The sequence below is a fragment of the Serratia sp. PL7 genome, from assembly GCF_945957435.1.
The window spans coordinates 190,745-209,913 of record NZ_CAMFLB010000003.1 but is presented as its reverse complement, the minus strand read 5'-3'; the positions used below and the strand labels follow the sequence as shown (position 1 = coordinate 209,913).

Here is a 19,169-nt window from a genome sequence, read left to right as displayed (position 1 = left end):
GCCGCCAATCACTGGCGGCTTTCTGCTTATTCGGTCGGCAACTCATACGGCGCGAATCTAATCACCTCTTCCCCGATCCAGTCGTTCACCTCTTTCATGCGCTCCTGCAGCGGCGTTAGCTCGTTGCGCACAAACACTTGAGCGGCCTTTTTCACGTCGCCGAAACCGCCGGTATTGTTTGGGATAATCCCCATCATCTGCGGCGGTACGCGGTGCGCGCTCAGCAGATCGTCGCGGCTGGCGTTCTTGATGTTGAAAAAGTCGTCCTTGGTGGCGACCTCGGACAGCGGCAAAATCTTAATGCCGTCCGGTTTGCCATTCGGGGCGTACATGAACAGATTGCGGAAGTTCCCTAAGCCCTTGGTGTCGCGCATGGCTTGGCGCATCCGGTCAACGTCGCTGGTACTCTGCGCCGCATCGGTCATATACAGGATGTAACCGGCGTGCGCCCCGTTCTGGTAATACTTACGGCGGAACAGCGTCGCCGCCTCGTTCAGCCAGGCGGAGTTAAGCGCGCTGAGGTACTCCGGCAGGCCGTACAGTTCCTGATTGATGTCCGGCTCAATCAGGTGAAAAACGCTGTCGGTCTTGAAGCGGTGCGCCTCTTACCAGTCCTGCACGAACCAGTAAGCGCCGCGATCCACGCCGCGGCGCGTGTACTTGGCCGGGGAGGATTTCAGCTGCAGCGGCGCGCCGAGCCGGTTTTGGCGCTCTTCTAAATAGGCGTTGCCGAACACCAGATAATCCAGCGCATAGCGGCTAAACTCCTGCTGACTTAACAGCCGGTGCGGGATAAACGTTGACGCTAAAATATTGCGCTTAACGTACATCGGCGAGCTGTGATGCACGGCGGCGCGCACGCTGCGCGCCAGCCCGTCGAATGAGATCGGCGGCTCGTACCACTTGCCATTGGTCGTGCATTCGATGTAATCCAGAATTTCCCGCTTATCCAGCACCGCGGACGGCTCGCCAAAGGTAAACGCCTCAAAATCCTGCTTCTGCTCTGCTGGTTGGGCTGGTGCCGGGGTGGTGAATGCCTTACGGCCTTTGCGCTTGCTCACAGTGCCACCTCCTGCGGCCACTCACAAAGATACAACTGGCGAAATTCCTCCGCAGTGCATTCCCGCTTGAGGGTTTCAACATCCTGCATGTCCCAAAGTCCGCCCTGTGCGGCGGTGTCCTCGATCGTGTGTACCTGTGAAAATCCCTTGGCCTGCGAGCGTTTCCACACGGCGAACGCCTCGGGATTGGGTGATACGGATGTGAACAGCGTCAGGCGATAGCGTGAATGGCAGGAAACGGCGAGCGCGCTCTGGAAAAGGGCGTAAGGGTGATTCGCCCATGCGTATTCGCTCAAATAGACGTTGCCGTGCAATGCGGCCAGTGAGAGGCCGAGGCCGCCATGAAAAGCGATTTCGGCGCCATTGGTCAGCGTAATCTTGCTGTCATCTTGCGCGATGTGAATGCCGACTTTCGCCGCAAAGTGGCAAATGTATTTACGCGACCACGCCAGCGAGTATTTTAGCAATGGGGCGAAATAGTGCTGATTACGCCCGGTTTCCAGAGCGTCGATCAGTCCTTCCAGTGCAAAGAACATATCGGCCCCGGCTTGGCGGTGTTTGGTATAGCTGCGGCGGCGATGTTCCAGCCCTTCCGCGTACCAGCGGCGCTGGTAAGGCGTCGCCATGGTGTTCAGTAATGATTTCAGGTCAGCAAGTTGTTGCGCAGTAAATGCATATTTCATCAGTAAAACTCCAAAATATTCGGGCTGCTGTGGCCGCTGCCTGCGGTCAGCGGTTCGTTTAAGAGGGCGTGCATGATTGCCCACGCGACATCGGCGTGGCTGGCTTCTTCGCTGCGACTGGCGGTATAAGTGGAGCGTGCGCCGCTGGCGGTCATGGTTTTGCGGATCGCCATAAAGGCGGCGGTGATGTCGGTGTGGCTGGTGTCGTATTCCAGACAGCCGCGCCCGATGGTGTCTTTTGCCTTCAGCACCATGGCGGTTTTGATTTCTGGGGTGTATTTGATTTCCCGCGCGGCCGGGAAGAACTCGCGCACCAGTTGGAAAACACCTTGGCCGACGGTGGTCGCATCGATGCCGATGTACTCCACGCAATATTTTTCGGTCAGGTCTTTAATCTTCTGGGCCTGAGCGGCAAAGTTCATGCCCTGCCACTGGTGGCGCTCGAGCACGCGGAACTTGCCCCCGGCCACCATTGGCGGCGCGATCACCGCGCACCCGGCGCTGTCGCCGCCGTTGGCTTCCGATGGGTCGTAGCCGATCCACACCGGGCGATAGCCGAACGGCCGCACGGCGTAAGGGTTGAAGTCTTCCCACTCTTCCAGCGTATCGACCATGCAGCCTTGCAGCTCGGCGAACGGGAATACCGACGCGGTATCGTCCACAAATTCACACATCAGCAGGTTCTGATACTCTGCCGGGCTGTATTCGAGCGACAGCTGATCGAGGTCGAACAGGTTACAGCCGCCGGTCAGCGCATCCTCAACCGTGACAATCTGGCGCCATTGCCCATCACCGCACAGCACGCCTTTTGACAGGTGGCTGTGGCTGAGGTCGAGTTGAACGTGATCGGCTTTACTGCGGCGGCCTTTGTTGAACAGTTCCCCCGACCAGAACGGATAAGCGGAGTGCGCCAGACTCGACGGCGTGGAAAAGTAGGTGGTGCGCCACCGCTTGTGCAGCGACATCCCGCTGGCGACTTTGCGCAGCTCCTGAAACTTCGGGATCCAGAAATACTCATCAAGATACAGATTGCCGGTGTAGCTCTGCGCGGTGCGCACGTTGGTGCCGAGGAACATCAGGCGGGCGCCGTTCGGCAGCACCATCGGATCGCCTTTCAGGTCAACCTCGACCAGACGGGCAAAATCAATGATGTAATTGCGGAATACATGCGCCTGCGCCTTACTGGCCGACAGGAAAATCTGATTGCGGCCGGTGGTCAGCGCATCGAGCAACGCCTCGCGGGCAAAGAAGAACGTGGCGCCGATCTGGCGCGATTTCAGGATGTTGCGGATACGGTGTTGCAGCCCGGCGCGATACCACCCCATTTGATACTCGAAGGTGGTTTCCGTGAAGATACTTTGCAGTTTCTCCACGGCGGCCTCGCTGAACACGTTGCGCTCGGCGGGCTTGCGCTCGCCTTTGTTGCGGTTGGCGACGTTCGGGTTTAAGTCCGCCTCGTTGCCGGTCGCCGAATAGCGATTGACCCGCGCCAGCCGTTCAATCTGGCGGCCTAACAGGTCGATTTCTTTGAAGTCTTTCCCCTCCTTGACGTCTTTCATGATGAGCTGAATCAACCGTGCTTCCATGCTTTGCTCAACGCGGGAAATGGGCGCGATGTCGTCCCATTTATCGCGCAGCTTCCAGCTCTGCACTGTCGGCCCCTTGAGGTTCAGCGTTTCCGCAATTTGGCGCACAGAGAAGCCCTGCCAGTAGAGCAAGGCAGCTTGGCGGCGCGGATCGCTGATGATGGTTGTTGCCGGTGTTGTATTCATGCCGCCAAGGCTACGAAAGCGCCGGGCGGCTCGCATTAAGCCCTTGTTGTGCCTCAGATCTTCCAACCGCAACGCGTTGAGACGCGGCGCCATTCCCCCGAAACTAGCACCGAACCCAATCACCACAACCGGAGCCGTTTACATGGCAAAGAAAGTTACTAAGTTTTTCCGCATCGGCGTTGAAGGCGACACCGTTGACGGCCGCGAGATCGGCGCTGCGGATATTCAGCAGATGGCCGCGACCTACAGCCCGAAGGTGTACGGCGCCCGCATCAACATGGAGCACATCAAGGGGATTTTGCCGGATGGCTATTTTCGTCGTTACGGCGGCGTGGTTGAGCTGAAGGCCGAGAAAATCGACGAGCCGGACGAACCGCTGTTGCACGGCAAGTGGGCGCTGTATGCCAGTCTGGCCCCGACCGCCGATCTGGTGTCGATGGTCGGCGCGGGCCAACAGGTTTTCACCTCGATGGAGATCCGCCGCGATTTCGCCAAGACCGGCAAGTCGTATCTGGTCGGGTTGGCCGTCACCGATGACCCGGCGAGCCTCGGCACTGACATGCTGGAGTTCAGCCGCCGCCACGAGAACGTCGAGTTCTCCGCGCCGCTGGAAGTCCATTTCGATTTTGAGCCGGTCGCTGACCCGGAAGCCTCATTCTCTGCCCGCATCAAAGCGATGTTTAGCCGCAAGCAGACTACCGACGATGTGCGCTTTGGCGAGATGGAAGGCGCCGTGATGACCGTGGCCGAGCAGTTGCAGGAAGCAGACACCCGCTTTACCGAGAAATTCGCTGCACTGAGCGAGCAGGTTGCCGACCTCAAGCAACAGGTAAAAACCGGCAGCGATGCGTTCAGCGCGCTGCAAGCCCAGCTTTCCACCTCGGAAGATTTCAGCCAGCAGGCCCGCCCGGAGGCCACCGGCGGCAACAGCGCGCAAGACGTGCTGACCGACTGCTAAGGCAGTCTCACCCGATAAAACCGAACAAAAACAGGAAGAAAAATGCGCAAGCAAACTCGTTTTAAATTTAATGCTTTTTTGTCCCGCCTTGCCGAACTGAATGGCGTCGCTACCGGCGATCTGGATAAAAAATTCAGCGTTGAGCCGTCCGTTACGCAAACCATCATGACCCGCGTACAGGATTCCTCCACGTTTCTGACCCGCATCAATATCCTGCCGGTTAAGGAAATGAAGGGAGAGAAAGTCGGTTTAGGTGTGAGCGGCTCCATCGCCAGCACCACCGACACCGCCGGCGGCGATGAACGCGAAACGGCCGACTTTGCCACGCTGGACAGCGATGACTATTTCTGCCAGCAGGTGAACTACGATTTCCACATCCGCTACAACACCCTCGACCTGTGGGCGCGTTATCAGGATTTCCAGACCCGCTTACGCGATGCGATTGTGAAACGTCAGGCGCTCGACCGCATCATGATCGGCTTTAACGGTACGCACCGCGCCAAAACCTCCAACCGCGTCAAGTTCCCGCTGCTGCAGGACATTGCGCCGGGCTGGTTGCAGAAGTACCGCGAGAATGCGCCGGGCCGTGTGATGAATAAAATCGTGGGTATGGACGGCAGCGTGGTGTCTGAAAACATCCGCGTGGGTGCCGGTGGCGATTACGCCAACCTCGACGCGCTGGTAATGGATGCCACCAACACCCTGATCGCGCCGTGGTATCAGGAAGATCCGGAGCTGGTAGTAATCTGCGGTCGTCAGTTGCTGGCCGACAAGTATTTCCCGCTGGTCAATCAGGAACAGCCCAACACCGAAGCGCTGGCCGCCGATCTGATTATCAGCCAGAAGCGCATCGGCAACCTGCCCGCTGTGCGCGTGCCGTACTTCCCGGCGGATGCGCTGCTGATTACGCGCATGGATAACCTGTCGATCTACTGGCAGGAAGACACACACCGCCGCCATATGGTGGAGAACGCCAAACGCGATCGCATCGAAAACTATGAGTCCATCAACGAGGACTATGTGGTTGAGGATTACGCCTGCGGCTGTCTGGTGGAGAACATCGAGCTGTTGGCCGTCAAGCCGACCGAGCCAAAAACCAAGGCTGCACTGCTGAACTCTGATGATGACATTAAGGCGTTTGCCGGTGCCCTTGTTGAAGCCGTCAAAGTTGCCGCTGCGCCAGCGGAGCCTGTCACCGACGTGAAAGCCCCGGAGGAAGCACCGGCAGACGACAAAGCGAAAGGCGGTAAATAACCATGACCAGCCCTGCCCGCCGTCACCTTATGCGCCAGTCAGCGGTCGAGGCCGCGCAGCGGGAGAATGACCCGCTGCGACACGCCAACGGCTATGAACGGATGATGCTTAAACTCAATGAAGATAAGCGAAAGCTCAAAAAGGTGCGCTCAAACGAGCGTAAAGCCGAACTCAAGCGCCAACTGCTGCCGGACTATGCCCCCTGGGTTGCCGGTGTGCTGGCCGAAGGTCGCGGCGCGCAGGACGCCATTCTGATGACGGTCATGATCTGGCGTCTGGATGCCGGGGACATTCCCGGCGCGCTGGACATCGCCCGCTATGCGCTGCGCTACCAGTTGGCGCCGCCGGGCAATTTCGCGCGCTCCACGCCATACCTCATCGCAGAAGACGTCGCCGAGTCTGCCACCCGCGCCTTTGAGGCCGGGGAGCCGGTCAACATTGACCACCTCACGCAGACGATGGAACTCACCGACGCAGAAGACATGCCCGACCAAGTGCGCGCCAAGTTGCACAAAATCACCGGGTACGTCTTGCGCGCGGCGGGCAGGGCTGAACTGGCATTGAACCACCTTAAGCGCGCGCTGCAGTTGCATAACGGCTGCGGCGTGAAAAAGGACATTGAACGGCTGGAGCGGGCAATACGCACCACCGCCAGCCGCTGACAGAACGCGCCCCGCGCCGGGCGGCACGACGGCCGCGACAGGTTTCACCTCTTCAACGCCGTCGTCCACCGCCCCCTAACTTTCTGAGGTCATATGAGCACCGTTGTCATCCAACGGCTACGCCCGGACGCGCCAGCACCGCGCCCGGAGGATGAGCCGATCGTTAAAAACGTCTTTTTCTGGCCGGACATTGACCCGGCGGACGTGCGCGACGTGATGCGCATTGAAGGCACCATCACCGCCCCGCGCCTGCGGCTGGCAATTAAAAGCGCGATCGCGGAGGTGAACGCCGAGCTGTTCACTTTCCGCCGCGACCAGATGGCCGACGGCTATCAGCGGCTTGAGGATGTGCCGGGCGAACAGCTCGACGGCGAAAGCGTGCGGGTGAGCGAATACCGCAATGCCGTTAGCGCGATGACCATGGCGACGCTCTCGGAGCAATACCGCAGTTTCGACACCACCGCCACCGGCGGCCGCAAGGCTGATGTGGTTGAAGCCTCGATCGGCGAGCTGTGGCGCAACGCCCGCAACGCGATCAGTAACGTGGCCGAGCGTAGCCACTGCATCATCGGGCTGCTCTGATGAGAGTCTACGCCCTGCAGGGCGACACCGTTGACGCGATTTGCTGGCGCTACTACGGGCGCACGCAGGGCGTGGTTGAGCAGGTCTATTCGCTAAATGAAGGGCTGGCCGCTGCCGGGGCAATATTGCCCCACGGCCACCCGGTCGAGCTGCCGGACGTGACCGCCGCGCCGCAGCGTGAAACCGTCAATTTATGGGATTAGCAATGGAGAAAATTACGTCGTGGGTGGCCTATACCGTAGCGGCCTTTCTCGCTTGGATTGGCCGATACAGTCCTCAGGATATCGCCTTTATGGTCGGCGCCGCCGTTGGCGTTGGGACGTTCCTCGTTAACTGGTACTACCGCCGCAAAAGCTATCAGCTGTTGAACAAGCTAGGCGTTAGCCGGAGGGTTTACGATGAACTCAATCGCTAAACGCTGCAGCGTGGCCGCCGTGCTGGCGCTGGCGGTGCTGCTGCCGCAATTCAGCGCGCTGCAGATCTCTGAGGCTGGGTTGCGACTGCTGGCCGATTTTGAGGGTTGTCGTTTATCGCCGTACCAGTGTCAGGCGGGCGTCTGGACAAGCGGCATTGGCCACACGGCCGGGGTAAAGCCCGGCGCGGTTATCAGCGAGCGCCAAGCTGCCGTTAACCTCATCGCCGACGTGTATCGCGTGGAGCGCGGCATAGGGCGCTGTATGCCTGTCACGATGCCGCCGCCGGTTTATGACGCGGTGGTGTCCTTTGCCTTTAACGTCGGCGTCACGGCCGCCTGTGGCTCTACGCTGGCCGGTTTCATCAAGCGACAGGACTGGCGCAGCGCCTGCCTGCAGTTGCCGCGCTGGGTGTTCGTCAACGGCGTCAAATCGCCGGGGCTGGAACGGCGCCGGGCGGCGGAGCTGGCCCACTGCCTGATCGGGGCCGCGCCATGAGCCGCGCGATCGGGTGGTTTCTGGTGCTGGCGCTGGTCGTCGCCGGTTGGATGAAATGGCAGGTTGTCACGTTGGGTGAACGGCTGGAAAGCGCCCGGCAGGAGAACGGCCGGATAGCGGCGGCGCTGACCGATACCCGCGCGGCGATCGACACGTTGCAGGCGGCGGCAGGTGTGCTGGCGCAGGAAGAGGAAAAGTTAAGGGGCGACCTAAACGCCGCGCACCGGCTGGCGCTGACGCGCGAGCAGAAAATACAGAGGTTACTCAATGAAAATCAGCAATTACGGGACTGGTTTAACACTGCTTTGCCTGCTGACGTTGCCCGGCTGCACCAGCGCCCCGGCTTCACCGGCGCCGCGGATTATCTACGTTGGTTGTCCGAAGGTGAGTCCGTGCCAAATTCCGGCCAGCCGCCCGGTGACTAACGGCGATCTGAGCGCCGATATTCGCCAGCTTGAAAACGCCTTGGCGGCCTGCGCGGTGCAGGTCGAAACGATAAAACAGTGTCAGGAACAACACGATGTTAAAACCGCAACAGCTCCGCGCTGAGCTGACAAGCTGCCTGCCGTGGCTACAGCGCAACCCTGAAAATCTGCAAGTGCGGGTAGAGCGCGGCAATGTGGCCGCTACGCTTGCTACCTCGCTGTCACATGAATACCGTTATACGCTGAACCTGCTGTTTTTGGACTACACCGGCGATCTGGATTTAATCATGGTGCCGATTCAGGCATGGCTACGGGAAAACCAGCCGGATATCATGGCAACGGAGGAAAAGCGTCGCACCGGGATCACCTTCGCGAGCGACTTCAACAACAACGGCTCTTACGATTTCAGCGTATCGCTGCAGCTGACCGAGCGTGTAGTGGTCAGCGAACAGAACGGCACACTACACGTTAAGCACCTGCCGGAGCCGCCGTTACCGGAGGACATCACGCGGCCGATGCAGCTCTTTGTTCACGGTGAATTAGTGAGTGAATGGCATGAGCGAGCTTAATCCCTTTGACACCCGGCTTGCCGGGCTGATTGCCAAGCTGTCGCCGCAGTCCCGAAAGTCGCTGGCCGTTGCCGTGTCAAAGCGCCTGCGCGCCGGTCAACAGCAACACATCAAACGCCAGCAGGCACCGGACGGCACACCCTACGCGCCGCGCAAAACTCGGCTTCGCAACAAAAAGCGCCTGCGCGATCGGGCAATGTTCTCCAAGCTGCGCACGGCCCGTTACCTGAAAGCCCAGGGCAACAGCGATGCGGCGGTGGTTGAGTTTGTCGGGCGTGTGAAACGCATGGTAAACGTTCACCATTACGGCCTGCGCGATCGGCCGACGCCGCACAGTGAAGCGGTAAAATATGAGGCCCGCCCGCTGTTAGGTTTCGATAGCAGTGATATAAGAGAAATAGAGCGAGTTATTATTGAACACATAGGTGGGTAAATCGTTACAGAAGAAAGCAGCCAGAGGGCTGCTTTATAGGATTACTTACAATCGTCGGAGATTTTTACCAGAGCGGCCTTGAGGACCGCATCATTCTCAGAAGCAAACACAGCGCTTCCCTTGATCAGTTTACCCTCTTTCAGGAAACCAGAGGTTAAAATTTCATCAACCGTATCGAGTTTGAATTCTTTATTGTCTGGCGAGTAAGCTTTCAGACAAAGCTTTGATAAAGCTACAGTATCGGCTGATAGTTTTGCTATGGAAACCTCAAAGGTTTTAGTGTAGACAGTTTTATCACCAATAGATACTGAACCCCGAGATTGTTCAGTAGCATATACGGCGACATTGCTAAGAGTAGAAGCGTTTGCTGCAAAGCAAAAACCGGCCAGAGTTAGAGATGTAATGATAGTTGAGATCTTCATATCAATTCCTTTTTGTCGGTTGGTTGTCTGGATTACTACACGAATGCAATATATGGCCTCCTGATAATAATACGAAGCTCAAACTAAGCTACGCTTAAAATGTGCATTAGGGGGAGCGCAGATAATTAAAAAAGACAATGTCTTCCCGGGGGCTCACTTACAATTTCTAGGTTGTAAGTTTTAGATGTTCCGCTGAGAAGTTCCCAATGAAATAATGTTCATGCTCTGTCTTTAGAAATTAGTCATTCGGCCATGGTCAGAATGGGAGCCTTTAGTTCTTGGATAAGATGGCGATTGCGTGCTCAATCCAGGATCGTAATGCACATCAGGTTCGAATCTCGGACCATCGTTATACTCTCTATTTGCAACAGACAACATATAGCAATGTTCTTGATCAATATCCTTATCCCGCCGAAAGACTTCATCCGTAAGTCTTAATACCGTTTGGCCATGCCAGTTATATTCGCCAAGCTTTTTACAGAGAGTGTCGTTATCAAATGACTTAATATCACTATCAGTAAAAGTTGGTGGTGGTGTCACACATCCAGAAATAATGGGGAATAACAAAATAAAATACTTCAAGAAAGACTCCGTAGATACCTTGCGATCTAACAAAAGATCAACATTCCATTAAACAATTCATCACGATTATTATGTGACGTTGTTTAGTATAGAGGAACATTGTTTTTTCATTCAACTGAAAATGATAGGCAATTGCAATTGAGTTGCGTGTTGTTCTGTACCACTTCCAACATGGCCAAATAGACTCACATTCAGTGAACCGCCAAAATTTAACGCATGAATACACATCTAAATTCTATGCGCTTGCTAAGAAACCTTATCCGCATCGGCACCGTGAGCGCCGTTGACCTCGATAACGGCCTGTGCCGTGTCGAAACCGGCGGCAATCTTACCGACTGGCTGAATTGGCTAACCTGCCGAGCAGGGCGCACCCGCAGCTGGTCGGCGCCTTCCGTCGGTGAACAGGTGCTGATCTTTGCGCTGGGTGGCGAACTCGATACCGCTTTTGTGCTGTGCGGCATTTTCTCCGATGACTTCCCGGCCCCGTCTGCGTCTGCGGATGCGCTGCATATCGCGTTCCCAGATGGCGCGGTCATCGAGTACGAACCGGAAACGGGCGCGCTGAGCGTGTCCGGCATTAAAACCGCCGACGTGCAGGCGTCGGAGTCCATCACCGCCAGCGCCAAAGTGGTGATCGTTACGGCTGACAAAATCACGCTTGATGCGCCGGAGGTGGTCTGCACCAACAAACTCACCACCGGCACGCTGGAAGTGCAAAAAGGCGGGGCTATGCGCGGGAACATCGAGCACAGCGGCGGCTCGTTCTCGTCGAATGGCGTCGTTGTTGATTCGCACACCCACGGCGGCGTCCAGACCGGCGGCGGGAAAACGGGGAAACCAACATGAACAGCGCCAAATATATCGGCATGAACCGAGGCAACGGCCGCACGCTGACGGACATCGAGCATATTCGCCAGTCCGTGGCGGACATCCTGATCACGCCGCAGGGTTCGCGCCCGATGCGCCGGGCTTATGGCTCGTTGCTCTCTGAGCTGCTCGACCAGCCGCAGAACGACGCGCTGCGCCTGCAGATTATGGCCGCCTGCTACAGCGCGATTTTGGCGTGGGAGCCGCGCGTCAAGCTGACCGGCATCGCTTTTAATACCACCTATGACGGCAAGATGGTGATCGACATCACCGGCACCCGCACCGATGCCCCCGGCGCGCTGTCGCTGTCTATTCCTGTGAGCTGAAACCATGGCAACGATTGACCTTTCACAGCTGCCCGCGCCGATCGTCGTTGAGGTGCTGGATTATGAAGACATTTTGGCAGAGCGTAAGGCGACGCTGATTTCGCTTTACCCGGAGGAACAGCGTGAGGCCGTCGCGCGCACGCTGGCGCTGGAGTCGGAGCCGATCGTTAAGCTGCTGCAGGAGAACGCTTACCGCGAGGTGATTTTACGCCAGCGCGTCAACGATGCTGCGAAAGCAGTGATGCTGGCGCACGCCACCGGCGAAGATCTCGACCAGCTCGGCGCCAACTTCAACACGCCGCGACTGGTGATCGCCCCGGCGGATGAAAGCACTATCCCGCCGACACCGGCAGTCATGGAAACGGATGAAGATTACCGCCTGCGTCTGCAGGATGCTTTCGAAGGCATGAGCACAGCGGGATCGGCCGGTTCCTACCGTTTTCACGCCCGCTCGGCCGATGGCCGGGTGGCTGATGTGACGGCAATCAGCCCATCACCGGCTAACGTGACCGTCACCGTGTTGTCGCGGGACGGCGACGGCACCGCCAGCCCCGAATTGTTGCAGGTTGTCCGCGATGCGCTGAATGATGAGGACGTGCGCCCGGTTGCCGATCGCGTCCTCGTGCAAGCGGCCAAAATAACCCGCTATGGCATTGTTGCCACGCTGTTTCTCTATCCCGGCCCGGAGGTTGCGCCGATCCTCACGGAGGCGAAACAACGTTTGCAAAATTATGTACTGACCATGCGCCGCTTAGGCCGCAGTATCCGGCGTTCCGGCATCATCGCCGCGCTGACCGTAGAAGGTGTTGAACGTGTCGAAGTTGCTCAACCGGTCGCCGACATCGTGCTGGATAAAACGCAGGCGGGTTACTGCACCGGCGTGAACATTACCCCAGGGCGAGCCGATGACTAACCGTCTATTGCCTGTCGGCTCCTCACCGCTGGAAGTTGCCGCCGCCGCCGCGTGTGCCGAGCTGGAGCGCGTGCCGGTTCCCCTGCGTGATTTGTGGAACCCGAAAACCTGCCCGGTGCATCTGCTGCCCTATCTGGCGTGGGCGTTCTCTGTCGATAGATGGGATGAGGCGTGGCCGGAGGACGTGAAGCGGGGCGTGGTTTCGGCTGCGTTCTACATTCACCGGCACAAGGGTACCATCGGCGCCGTGCGCCGCGTGGTGGAGCCGCTCGGCTACCTGATCAACGTTATCGAGTGGTTCCATACCGACGGCGCCGATCCGCCCGGTACTTTCCGGCTGGATATTGGCGTGCTGGAAACCGGCATCACCGAGGAAATGTATCAGGAAATGGAGCGCCTGATCGCCGACGCCAAGCCCCTGAGCCGCCACCTGATCGGCCTCAACATTTTGCAGGACATCCCCGGCCGGATTTACACCGGCGCGGCCGCCATTGATGGCGATGTCATTACCGTTTACCCCGGATAAGAGAAAATCATGAATAAATATAAAGCGATTATTACCACCGCCGGGGCGGCCAAGATTGCCGCCGCCAGCGCGGGCGGCACGCAGTTGAAAATCGTCTCTATGGCCGTCGGCGACGGGAACGGCACGCTGCCGACGCCAAATCCGGCGCAAACAAAACTCGTCAACGAGAAGTACCGCGCGGCGCTAAACGGGCTGACCATCGATAAGGCGTTGAAAAATCACATTCTGGCCGAGATGATTATTCCGGCGAACGTCGGCGGGTGGTGGTTGCGTGAAATGGGCCTCTATGACGAGGCCGGGACGCTGATTGCCGTCAGCAACATGGCGGAGAGCTACAAGCCGAAGCTGGAAGAGGGCAGCGGCCGCACGCAGACGCTGCGCATGATCCTGATTGTCAGCAGCACCGAGGCGATTCAGGTGATCGCCGGTGGCGACACCGTGCTGGCGACCAAGGATTTTGTGGCCGACGCGATCGCCGCGCATGAGAAAACCCGAAACCACCCGGACGCCAGCACCACGGCGAAAGGTCTGGTACAGCTGAGCAGCGCAACGACCAGCACCGACGAAACGAAAGCCAGCACGCCCAAAGCGTTAAAAGCGGTCAACGATGCCAGCATGAAAAAGGCCGCCAATCTGTCCGACTTGCCCGACAAGGCCGCCGCGCGTGGCAATCTGGCGCTGGGTGATGCCGCGACGCGCAACGTCGGGGTAGAAGGCGGGCAACTGATGGCCGTCGGCGCGTTTGGTCTGGGGATGGGATCGCGACATTTTGAGAATGCGTATTGCAACACCGGTCAAATCTATCGGGTAAATAATACCTCCTCTAACACGCCGGGCAATGGGGTTTACGGTGTTCTGTCTCTTCCTTGCGATGGCGGTCCCTCTACTGGATATCTGAGTGTGTCAAATAGTGGTGCGGGATTTTTGGGAAGCTCGAATGCGTCGGCAGCATTGAGGTGGTGTCGCATTTATACCACCGATTACAAACCGACGGCTGCCGATGTCGGCGCATGGAGTAAAACTGAAGCCGATGGTCGTTTTCTGATGCTGTCCGGCGGCACGGTTAAAAAACTGGCTATTAAGCCGGGTAGCGCTGAAACGGATGGGGATTCACTGAATATTGAGGGAAACCAGCATACGCCGTTGGTCATGAGCCGCCCTTCAGCGCAGAGTAATTTATCCGTCGGTTTCCAAGTCGCTGGAAAGGCGCTAATGCGTCTTGGTTTGGGGATGGATAACGAGTTGCATTGGGGAACCGAAGCTAATCAGGCGGCGAACCCGCGCATTTATACGACGGCTAAGCCGCCTACAGCACAAGAAACCGGTGCGCTGACGGATGCGCAGGCTATGCAGAAATATGCGCTGCGCTCTATCAAAGTGAACGGTAAGCCGTTGAGCGGGGATGTCAATCTGTTGGCGGGTGATGTCAACGCATGGAACAAGACCGAAGCCGACGGGCGATTTGTGAAACAGGCGGGCGACACCATGACCGGGCCGCTCACGGTGCCGCGCGTGGTTTTTCCCAACGAAGGCCAGCAGGCCTCTAACGCCGACAGTGACCTCACACGTCCGGACGGTTTCACGCATGAACAGCTCGGTGATAAATCAGTCGGCTATCCCCTGACTCGCGGTAAGCTCGGTAATTTGATGACATTCAAAATCAACAAATACCGGCACGTACAATTTGCGATCGGCTCCGGTAATACGGAATTTTGGCTACGTTCGCCACGCGAAGATGATCCAGCGACGGCTAAGGCTTGGGCGCAGGTGTATACGACACACTACAAGCCGACTGCGGCAGATGTCGGCGCGCTGACGGATGCACAGGCCGCGCAGAAATACGCGCTGCGCTCTATCAAGGTGAACGGTAAGCCGCTGTCCGCCGATGTCAATTTATTGGCCTCTGACGTTAACGCGTGGAATAAAACCGAAGCAGATGGCCGCTATCTGGCGAAGACTGGCGGGCAGCTAACCGGGACGCTAAAGACCAGCGCGGAGATCCAATCTACCCATATTGATAATTATCGCATGGTCGGCGGCGGGTTCGGTTCCTTCTGGCGCAATGACGGCAACCGGCTTTATCTGCTGCTGACAAACGAAAATGACCAATACGGCACATTCAACGCCCTGCGTCCGTTCTCTGTGGATGTCAGAACCGGCACCGCCGCTTTTGAGTCGGGTATTCATATCGGTGGTAAATGGCCTGCGATCACCACCTCCAGCGGGACGACGTGGCACCCTGACGGCAACGTTCAAGGCAGCTGCTGGGGCGGTTATCTCAGCAACTGGCTTAATCAAAATATCTCGGCTGCGCAGAACAATGCGCAGAACTGGGCGTATCAGAATTTGGTTCAGGGTGTGCGCATGGCCGGGCGCACGGTTATCGCGGATACCGGCGGGCGCATCGATTTACCGTCGGGCTGTGTTTATACGGGTATGTCCGGCTCAAACTACAACCCCTCAATCTGGGGTGCTTATTCAGCGGTTCAGGTGCTGATTAACGGCACATGGGCAACAATTGGAACGGTGTAAAATGCAACACATTAAGAATTTGAAGAGATACACGCCGGAAGAATTATTCCTCGGCGAGAATGTGATTTATCTTCAGGATGATAACGGTATTGACTGGTACGCCGCGCAAAAATTATTTTCGCCGGACACCGTAAAACTGGCTTATGACGAAAGCGGCATTATCTGCGCGATTAACAGCGATGTGTCGATGCTGTGGCCGATTGGCTTGTCGGTTATTGAGCTGAACCCGACGAAACTGCCAAAGCGCTGTCTGGCTAATGGTGAGTGGGTGTTTGACGGTAAGAAGGTGAGCCAGCGAGCCTATTCCGCCGAAGAAATGATGGCGAAGGCTGAGGCCAGAAAAAATGAATTGCTGGTGAGCGCGGGTAAGGCTGTCGCGCCGCTTCAGGATGCTGTTGATTTAGGGATAGCGATGGAAGACGAAATCGTGCAGCTCAGGCTCTGGAAAACTTACCGGGTGCAGTTGAACCGCATCAATCCGCAAAATGCGCCGGATATTGATTGGCCTGTTGCGCCCAGCGTCTAATAAAAAGCCCGCAGCGATGCGGGGCTTTTATTGTGGTAGTTGACAGAAATGGTCATGGCACCATGGTTGTTACAACATTGGGAGCGCCAATCAGGATGACGAACAGCAGTATGCTCCCTATCGTAATCGCGGTTGCAATTTCATTTTTCATCGTTACGTTTCCCCGGTTATTTTGAAAGAGTACCTACAAACTCTAATGTGTTGCGATATAACTGGAATTCATCGTTATCAGATGCTTTTTCCATTTCTGCGACTATTTGAGAAAGAATATTATCGGTGTTGACTATTTTCTTTCGAACAAGGATGGCAATGACACATCTCCCCAAAACCTTGCTCATATCGTCTAAACGCTGTGTATCGCTCTCAGTGAGGTAATGGATACTCATACAACCTCCAAGTAAAAAGCCGATAGGGGGCCTTTAATCTAGGTGTCATTTTTTAGAGCAAACATTCTCATCCTTAGTTTTGTTGAAAAAGCCCACCGAAGCGGGTAAAGATTCGTCTCTGGTGTACCAAACGTTACAAAGGTTGTTATAAGGGATTGCGAACCCTAAATAACACTTTCAGGTTAGGAATATTCTAAAATCATGGCAAGTGATTACGAAAGGTAAGGAACGAATTTAGGACAAAGACTTAAAAAAATGCCCCACGGCGGGGCGAAATTTCGTGATGATAGCTACATGAACTATTTGCATGTGACGATGAGAGGCGTGTGTCGTCTATTGGCGACAGTATACCACTTTGGAGGGGTGAACAAGCAAAAAGTGCTGAAGTGAGAAATCTTAGGAAAAGTGCCATTCGAAAGCCCGTGCTTTCGAACTGATGCCCTTAGCGCCATGAAAAAAGCCCGCAGCGATGCGGGCTTTGTGTTTGCGGCTTTCCCTGATGTTGCCGCGCTTGACCTTCAGACCTTACCCCGCCCGGCTCTCCGGCGTCCAATTGATTGCGTAGATCAATGCAACGTTATTGATCGGCGTGAACGATCGTTATTCCCTCAAAAATTCCCCAATCCGGCCCTGCCTGTTGTCTGGTCGGCCTTCCAGCACCCACCGCGTGCGGCCCGGCGAGCCGGGCGTCATCATGCCTGCACCTACTCACCACCCGGAGCAAATTAATGGGCGATTATCATCACGGCGTGCGCGTCGTCGAAATCAACGACGGCACCCGCGTTATTTCCACCGTATCGACGGCAATCGTCGGCATGGTCTGCACGGCGGAGGATGCCGACGCGTCGGTTTTCCCGCTCGATACCCCGGTACTGATCACCGATGTGCTGGCCGCCTCCGGCAAGGCCGGTAAAAAAGGCACGCTGGCGGCGTCGTTGCGGGCGATCGCTGAACAGGCGAAGCCGGTCACAGTGGTTGTCCGCGTTGCCACCGGCAAAGACGCGGCGGAAACCACTTCCAACATCATCGGCGGCGCGAACGCTGAAGGCCGCTATACCGGCATGAAAGCGCTGTTATCTGCACAGGCTGAGCTGGGCGTTAAGCCGCGCATCCTCGGCGTGCCGGGGCTGGATAATCAGGAGGTCGCGACGGCGCTCGCTGGTATTTGCCAGCAGTTGCGCGCGTTCGGCTATATCAGCGCCTACGGCTGCAAAACCGTGCAGGAGGCTACCAAGTACCGCGACAATTTCAGCCAGCGCGAGCTGATGCTGATCTGGCCGGATTTTGTCAGCTGGAACACCACCGCCAACCAGAGCGACATCGCTTACGCCACCGCCCGCGCGCTGGGCCTGCGTGCCAAAATCGACACGGAAACCGGCTGGCATAAAACGCTTTCAAACGTCGGTGTTAACGGCGTGACCGGCATTACCGCCAGCGTGTTCTGGGATTTGCAGGCGCCTGGCACCGATGCTGACCTGTTAAACCAAGCGTGCGTCACCACCCTTATTCGCAAAGACGGCTTTAAATTCTGGGGTTCCCGCACCTGCTCTGATGATCCGTTGTTCCTGTTCGAGAACTACACCCGCACCGCGCAGGTGCTGGCCGACACGATGGCTGAGGCGCACCTATGGGCCGTTGACCGCCCGGTGACGCCTACGCTGGTGCGCGACATGATTGACGGCATCAACGCGAAATTCCGCGAGCTGAAATCCGCCGGGCTGATTATCGACGGCACTTGCTGGTACGACGAAAGCGCCAACACCAAGGAAACCCTGAAGGCGGGCAAGCTGTTTATCGATTACGACTACACGCCGGTGCCACCGCTGGAAGATTTAACCCTGCGCCAGCGCATCACCGATCGCTATCTTGCGACGTTTGCGGCATCCGTGAACCGCTAAAGGAGACGTTAGAACATGGCACTGCCGAAAAAACTGAAATACCTGAATCTGTTCAACGACGGCTACAGCTACATGGGTGTGGTGTCCTCGCTGACGCTGCCGAAGCTCACCCGCAAGCTGGAGAAATACCGGGGCGGCGGCATGAACGGTGCGGCCTCCATCGATATGGGGCTGGACGATGACGCGCTGGCCGTTGAGTGGTCGATGGGCGGCATTGATGAGCTGGTGCTGAAGCAGTGGGGCGCTGTCGATGCCGTGCCGCTGCGTTTTGCCGGTTCATTCCAACGCGACGACACCGGCGAGGTGTCCGCTGTAGAAGTGGTGATGCGTGGCCGCCACAAAGAAATCGATTTTGGCGAGTACAAGCAGGGCGAGGATACCGAAACCAAGGTTTCCACCGAGTGTACTTACTTCAAGCTGACCGTGGACGGCAAAGAGCTGATCGAGGTCGATACCGTGAACATGGTCGAAAAAGTCAACGGCGTTGACCGGCTGGCCGAACATCGCAAGGCGATCGGCCTGTAATTTTTGCGCCAGCCCGCCGGGCTGGCCCTTTCCCCCTGATTTGAGAGAACACCATGAAAGACGCAAAAGAAAATACCGTTACCCTCGACACCCCGATCCAGCGTGGTGAAACCACCATCACCGATGTGCAGGTGATTAAACCGAACGCGAGCGCGCTGCGCGGCGTCGGGCTGGCGGCGATCGCCAATGCCGATGTTGACGCGCTGCTGGTTGTGCTGCCGCGTGTGACCGTGCCGAACCTGACCAAAGAAGAATGCGCGCGCCTTGAGCTGCCGGATTTGGTGGCGCTGGCCGGGAAAGTGGTCGGTTTTTTGTCGCCGAACTCGGCAGCGTAATCCCCGACGCCCGGCTGGGCG

Annotated in this window: 25 protein-coding genes and 1 pseudogene; 20 read left to right on the top strand and 6 right to left on the bottom strand. The window is 57.2% G+C overall.

Annotation, left to right across the window (positions count from 1 at the left end; all coding sequences use genetic code 11):
• Positions 1-26: 26 nt before the first annotated feature.
• From N6G83_RS19105 to N6G83_RS19095, 3 genes and pseudogenes are all read right to left on the bottom strand, one after another.
• Positions 27-1,061 (bottom strand): annotated as a pseudogene (locus N6G83_RS19105) (phage portal protein).
• Positions 1,058-1,744, bottom strand: coding sequence for a terminase large subunit domain-containing protein (locus tag N6G83_RS19100; protein WP_260515709.1), 687 nt, complete (start codon positions 1,742-1,744; stop codon positions 1,058-1,060). The pseudogene N6G83_RS19105 and the gene N6G83_RS19100 overlap by 4 nt, the downstream one beginning before the upstream one ends.
• Entirely contained in the window at positions 1,744-3,516 is a 1,773-nt protein-coding gene (locus N6G83_RS19095; RefSeq protein WP_033632041.1) for a terminase ATPase subunit family protein, read from the bottom strand. Before N6G83_RS19095 ends, N6G83_RS19100 begins: the two co-directional genes overlap by 1 nt.
• 142 nt (positions 3,517-3,658) lie before the next feature.
• Between N6G83_RS19095 and N6G83_RS19090 the strand changes: the two genes are divergently transcribed.
• The 11 genes from N6G83_RS19090 to N6G83_RS19040 all read left to right on the top strand — a co-directional run bounded on the left by N6G83_RS19090 (position 3,659) and on the right by N6G83_RS19040 (position 9,310).
• Entirely contained in the window at positions 3,659-4,474 is an 816-nt protein-coding gene (locus N6G83_RS19090; protein WP_260515707.1) for a GPO family capsid scaffolding protein, read from the top strand.
• A gap of 42 nt (positions 4,475-4,516) precedes the next feature.
• Positions 4,517-5,728 (top strand): phage major capsid protein, P2 family, encoded by a 1,212-nt coding sequence (locus N6G83_RS19085; RefSeq protein ID WP_260515706.1) that lies wholly within the window; start codon positions 4,517-4,519, stop codon positions 5,726-5,728.
• Between the two features lie 2 nt (positions 5,729-5,730).
• Positions 5,731-6,390: a terminase endonuclease subunit gene (locus N6G83_RS19080; RefSeq protein WP_260515705.1), complete on the top strand. Its 660-nt coding sequence runs from the start codon at positions 5,731-5,733 to the stop codon at positions 6,388-6,390.
• 93 nt (positions 6,391-6,483) lie between these two features.
• Positions 6,484-6,972, top strand: coding sequence for a head completion/stabilization protein (locus N6G83_RS19075; RefSeq protein WP_260515704.1), 489 nt, complete (start codon positions 6,484-6,486; stop codon positions 6,970-6,972).
• Positions 6,972-7,175 carry a tail protein X gene (locus N6G83_RS19070; RefSeq protein WP_015379118.1) on the top strand — a complete coding sequence of 68 codons (204 nt, stop codon included), beginning with the start codon at positions 6,972-6,974 and terminating at the stop codon, positions 7,173-7,175. Before N6G83_RS19075 ends, N6G83_RS19070 begins: the two co-directional genes overlap by 1 nt.
• A 2-nt stretch (positions 7,176-7,177) precedes the next feature.
• The gene (locus N6G83_RS19065; RefSeq protein ID WP_015379117.1) at positions 7,178-7,387 is read left to right on the top strand and encodes an HP1 family phage holin; all 210 of its coding nucleotides are present in this window, start codon (positions 7,178-7,180) and stop codon (positions 7,385-7,387) included.
• Positions 7,371-7,883: a lysozyme gene (locus N6G83_RS19060; RefSeq protein ID WP_023460298.1), complete on the top strand. Its 513-nt coding sequence runs from the start codon at positions 7,371-7,373 to the stop codon at positions 7,881-7,883. Before N6G83_RS19065 ends, N6G83_RS19060 begins: the two co-directional genes overlap by 17 nt.
• Positions 7,880-8,308 carry an Rz-like lysis system protein LysB gene (gene lysB / locus N6G83_RS19055; protein ID WP_260515702.1) on the top strand — a complete coding sequence of 143 codons (429 nt, stop codon included), beginning with the start codon at positions 7,880-7,882 and terminating at the stop codon, positions 8,306-8,308. Before N6G83_RS19060 ends, lysB begins: the two co-directional genes overlap by 4 nt.
• Positions 8,202-8,432 (top strand): Rz1-like lysis system protein LysC, encoded by a 231-nt coding sequence (lysC, locus tag N6G83_RS19050; protein WP_260515701.1) that lies wholly within the window; start codon positions 8,202-8,204, stop codon positions 8,430-8,432. Before lysB ends, lysC begins: the two co-directional genes overlap by 107 nt.
• Positions 8,404-8,877 carry a phage tail protein gene (locus tag N6G83_RS19045; RefSeq protein WP_197769910.1) on the top strand — a complete coding sequence of 158 codons (474 nt, stop codon included), beginning with the start codon at positions 8,404-8,406 and terminating at the stop codon, positions 8,875-8,877. Before lysC ends, N6G83_RS19045 begins: the two co-directional genes overlap by 29 nt.
• The gene (locus tag N6G83_RS19040; protein ID WP_260515699.1) at positions 8,864-9,310 is read left to right on the top strand and encodes a phage virion morphogenesis protein; all 447 of its coding nucleotides are present in this window, start codon (positions 8,864-8,866) and stop codon (positions 9,308-9,310) included. Before N6G83_RS19045 ends, N6G83_RS19040 begins: the two co-directional genes overlap by 14 nt.
• A gap of 41 nt (positions 9,311-9,351) precedes the next feature.
• Here the strand turns inward: N6G83_RS19040 and N6G83_RS19035 are convergent, their stop codons facing one another.
• Together N6G83_RS19035 and N6G83_RS19030 are read right to left on the bottom strand one after the other, a co-directional pair.
• A complete protein-coding gene (locus N6G83_RS19035; RefSeq protein WP_197769911.1) occupies positions 9,352-9,732 on the bottom strand; it encodes a DUF4354 family protein in 381 nt (126 codons plus the stop codon).
• 231 nt (positions 9,733-9,963) lie between these two features.
• Positions 9,964-10,314 (bottom strand): hypothetical protein, encoded by a 351-nt coding sequence (locus N6G83_RS19030; protein ID WP_197769912.1) that lies wholly within the window; start codon positions 10,312-10,314, stop codon positions 9,964-9,966.
• Between the two features lie 216 nt (positions 10,315-10,530).
• On the opposite strand from N6G83_RS19030, the gene N6G83_RS19025 reads away from it, so the two are divergent.
• The 6 genes from N6G83_RS19025 to N6G83_RS19000 are packed head-to-tail and all read left to right on the top strand — an operon-like array spanning position 10,531 to position 16,004.
• Positions 10,531-11,160: a phage baseplate assembly protein V gene (locus N6G83_RS19025; RefSeq protein ID WP_197769913.1), complete on the top strand. Its 630-nt coding sequence runs from the start codon at positions 10,531-10,533 to the stop codon at positions 11,158-11,160.
• Positions 11,157-11,507: a GPW/gp25 family protein gene (locus tag N6G83_RS19020; RefSeq protein WP_197769914.1), complete on the top strand. Its 351-nt coding sequence runs from the start codon at positions 11,157-11,159 to the stop codon at positions 11,505-11,507. The genes N6G83_RS19025 and N6G83_RS19020 overlap by 4 nt, the downstream gene beginning before the upstream one ends.
• A gap of 4 nt (positions 11,508-11,511) precedes the next feature.
• Positions 11,512-12,420 carry a baseplate assembly protein gene (locus tag N6G83_RS19015; RefSeq protein WP_197769915.1) on the top strand — a complete coding sequence of 303 codons (909 nt, stop codon included), beginning with the start codon at positions 11,512-11,514 and terminating at the stop codon, positions 12,418-12,420.
• On the top strand, positions 12,413-12,946 hold the full coding sequence (locus N6G83_RS19010) for a phage tail protein I (RefSeq protein ID WP_015379109.1): 534 nt from the start codon (positions 12,413-12,415) through the stop codon (positions 12,944-12,946). Before N6G83_RS19015 ends, N6G83_RS19010 begins: the two co-directional genes overlap by 8 nt.
• A 9-nt stretch (positions 12,947-12,955) precedes the next feature.
• A complete protein-coding gene (locus N6G83_RS19005; protein WP_260515695.1) occupies positions 12,956-15,478 on the top strand; it encodes a phage tail protein in 2,523 nt (840 codons plus the stop codon).
• Between the two features lies 1 nt (position 15,479).
• Positions 15,480-16,004, top strand: coding sequence for a tail fiber assembly protein (locus tag N6G83_RS19000; protein WP_260515693.1), 525 nt, complete (start codon positions 15,480-15,482; stop codon positions 16,002-16,004).
• Between the two features lie 167 nt (positions 16,005-16,171).
• On the opposite strand, the gene N6G83_RS18995 is transcribed toward N6G83_RS19000, so the two are convergent.
• Positions 16,172-16,390: a biofilm development regulator YmgB/AriR family protein gene (locus N6G83_RS18995; protein ID WP_197769917.1), complete on the bottom strand. Its 219-nt coding sequence runs from the start codon at positions 16,388-16,390 to the stop codon at positions 16,172-16,174.
• A gap of 728 nt (positions 16,391-17,118) precedes the next feature.
• Here N6G83_RS18995 and N6G83_RS18990 point away from each other — a divergent pair.
• From N6G83_RS18990 to N6G83_RS18980, 3 genes are read left to right on the top strand one after another with little or no spacing between them, the layout of a single operon-like run.
• Positions 17,119-18,288 (top strand): phage tail sheath protein, encoded by a 1,170-nt coding sequence (locus tag N6G83_RS18990; RefSeq protein WP_060438883.1) that lies wholly within the window; start codon positions 17,119-17,121, stop codon positions 18,286-18,288.
• Between the two features lie 15 nt (positions 18,289-18,303).
• Entirely contained in the window at positions 18,304-18,813 is a 510-nt protein-coding gene (locus N6G83_RS18985) for a phage major tail tube protein (protein WP_023447563.1), read from the top strand.
• Positions 18,814-18,866: 53 nt separating this feature from the next.
• A complete protein-coding gene (locus tag N6G83_RS18980) occupies positions 18,867-19,148 on the top strand; it encodes a phage tail assembly protein (RefSeq protein ID WP_260515692.1) in 282 nt (93 codons plus the stop codon).
• Positions 19,149-19,169 lie beyond the last annotated feature (21 nt).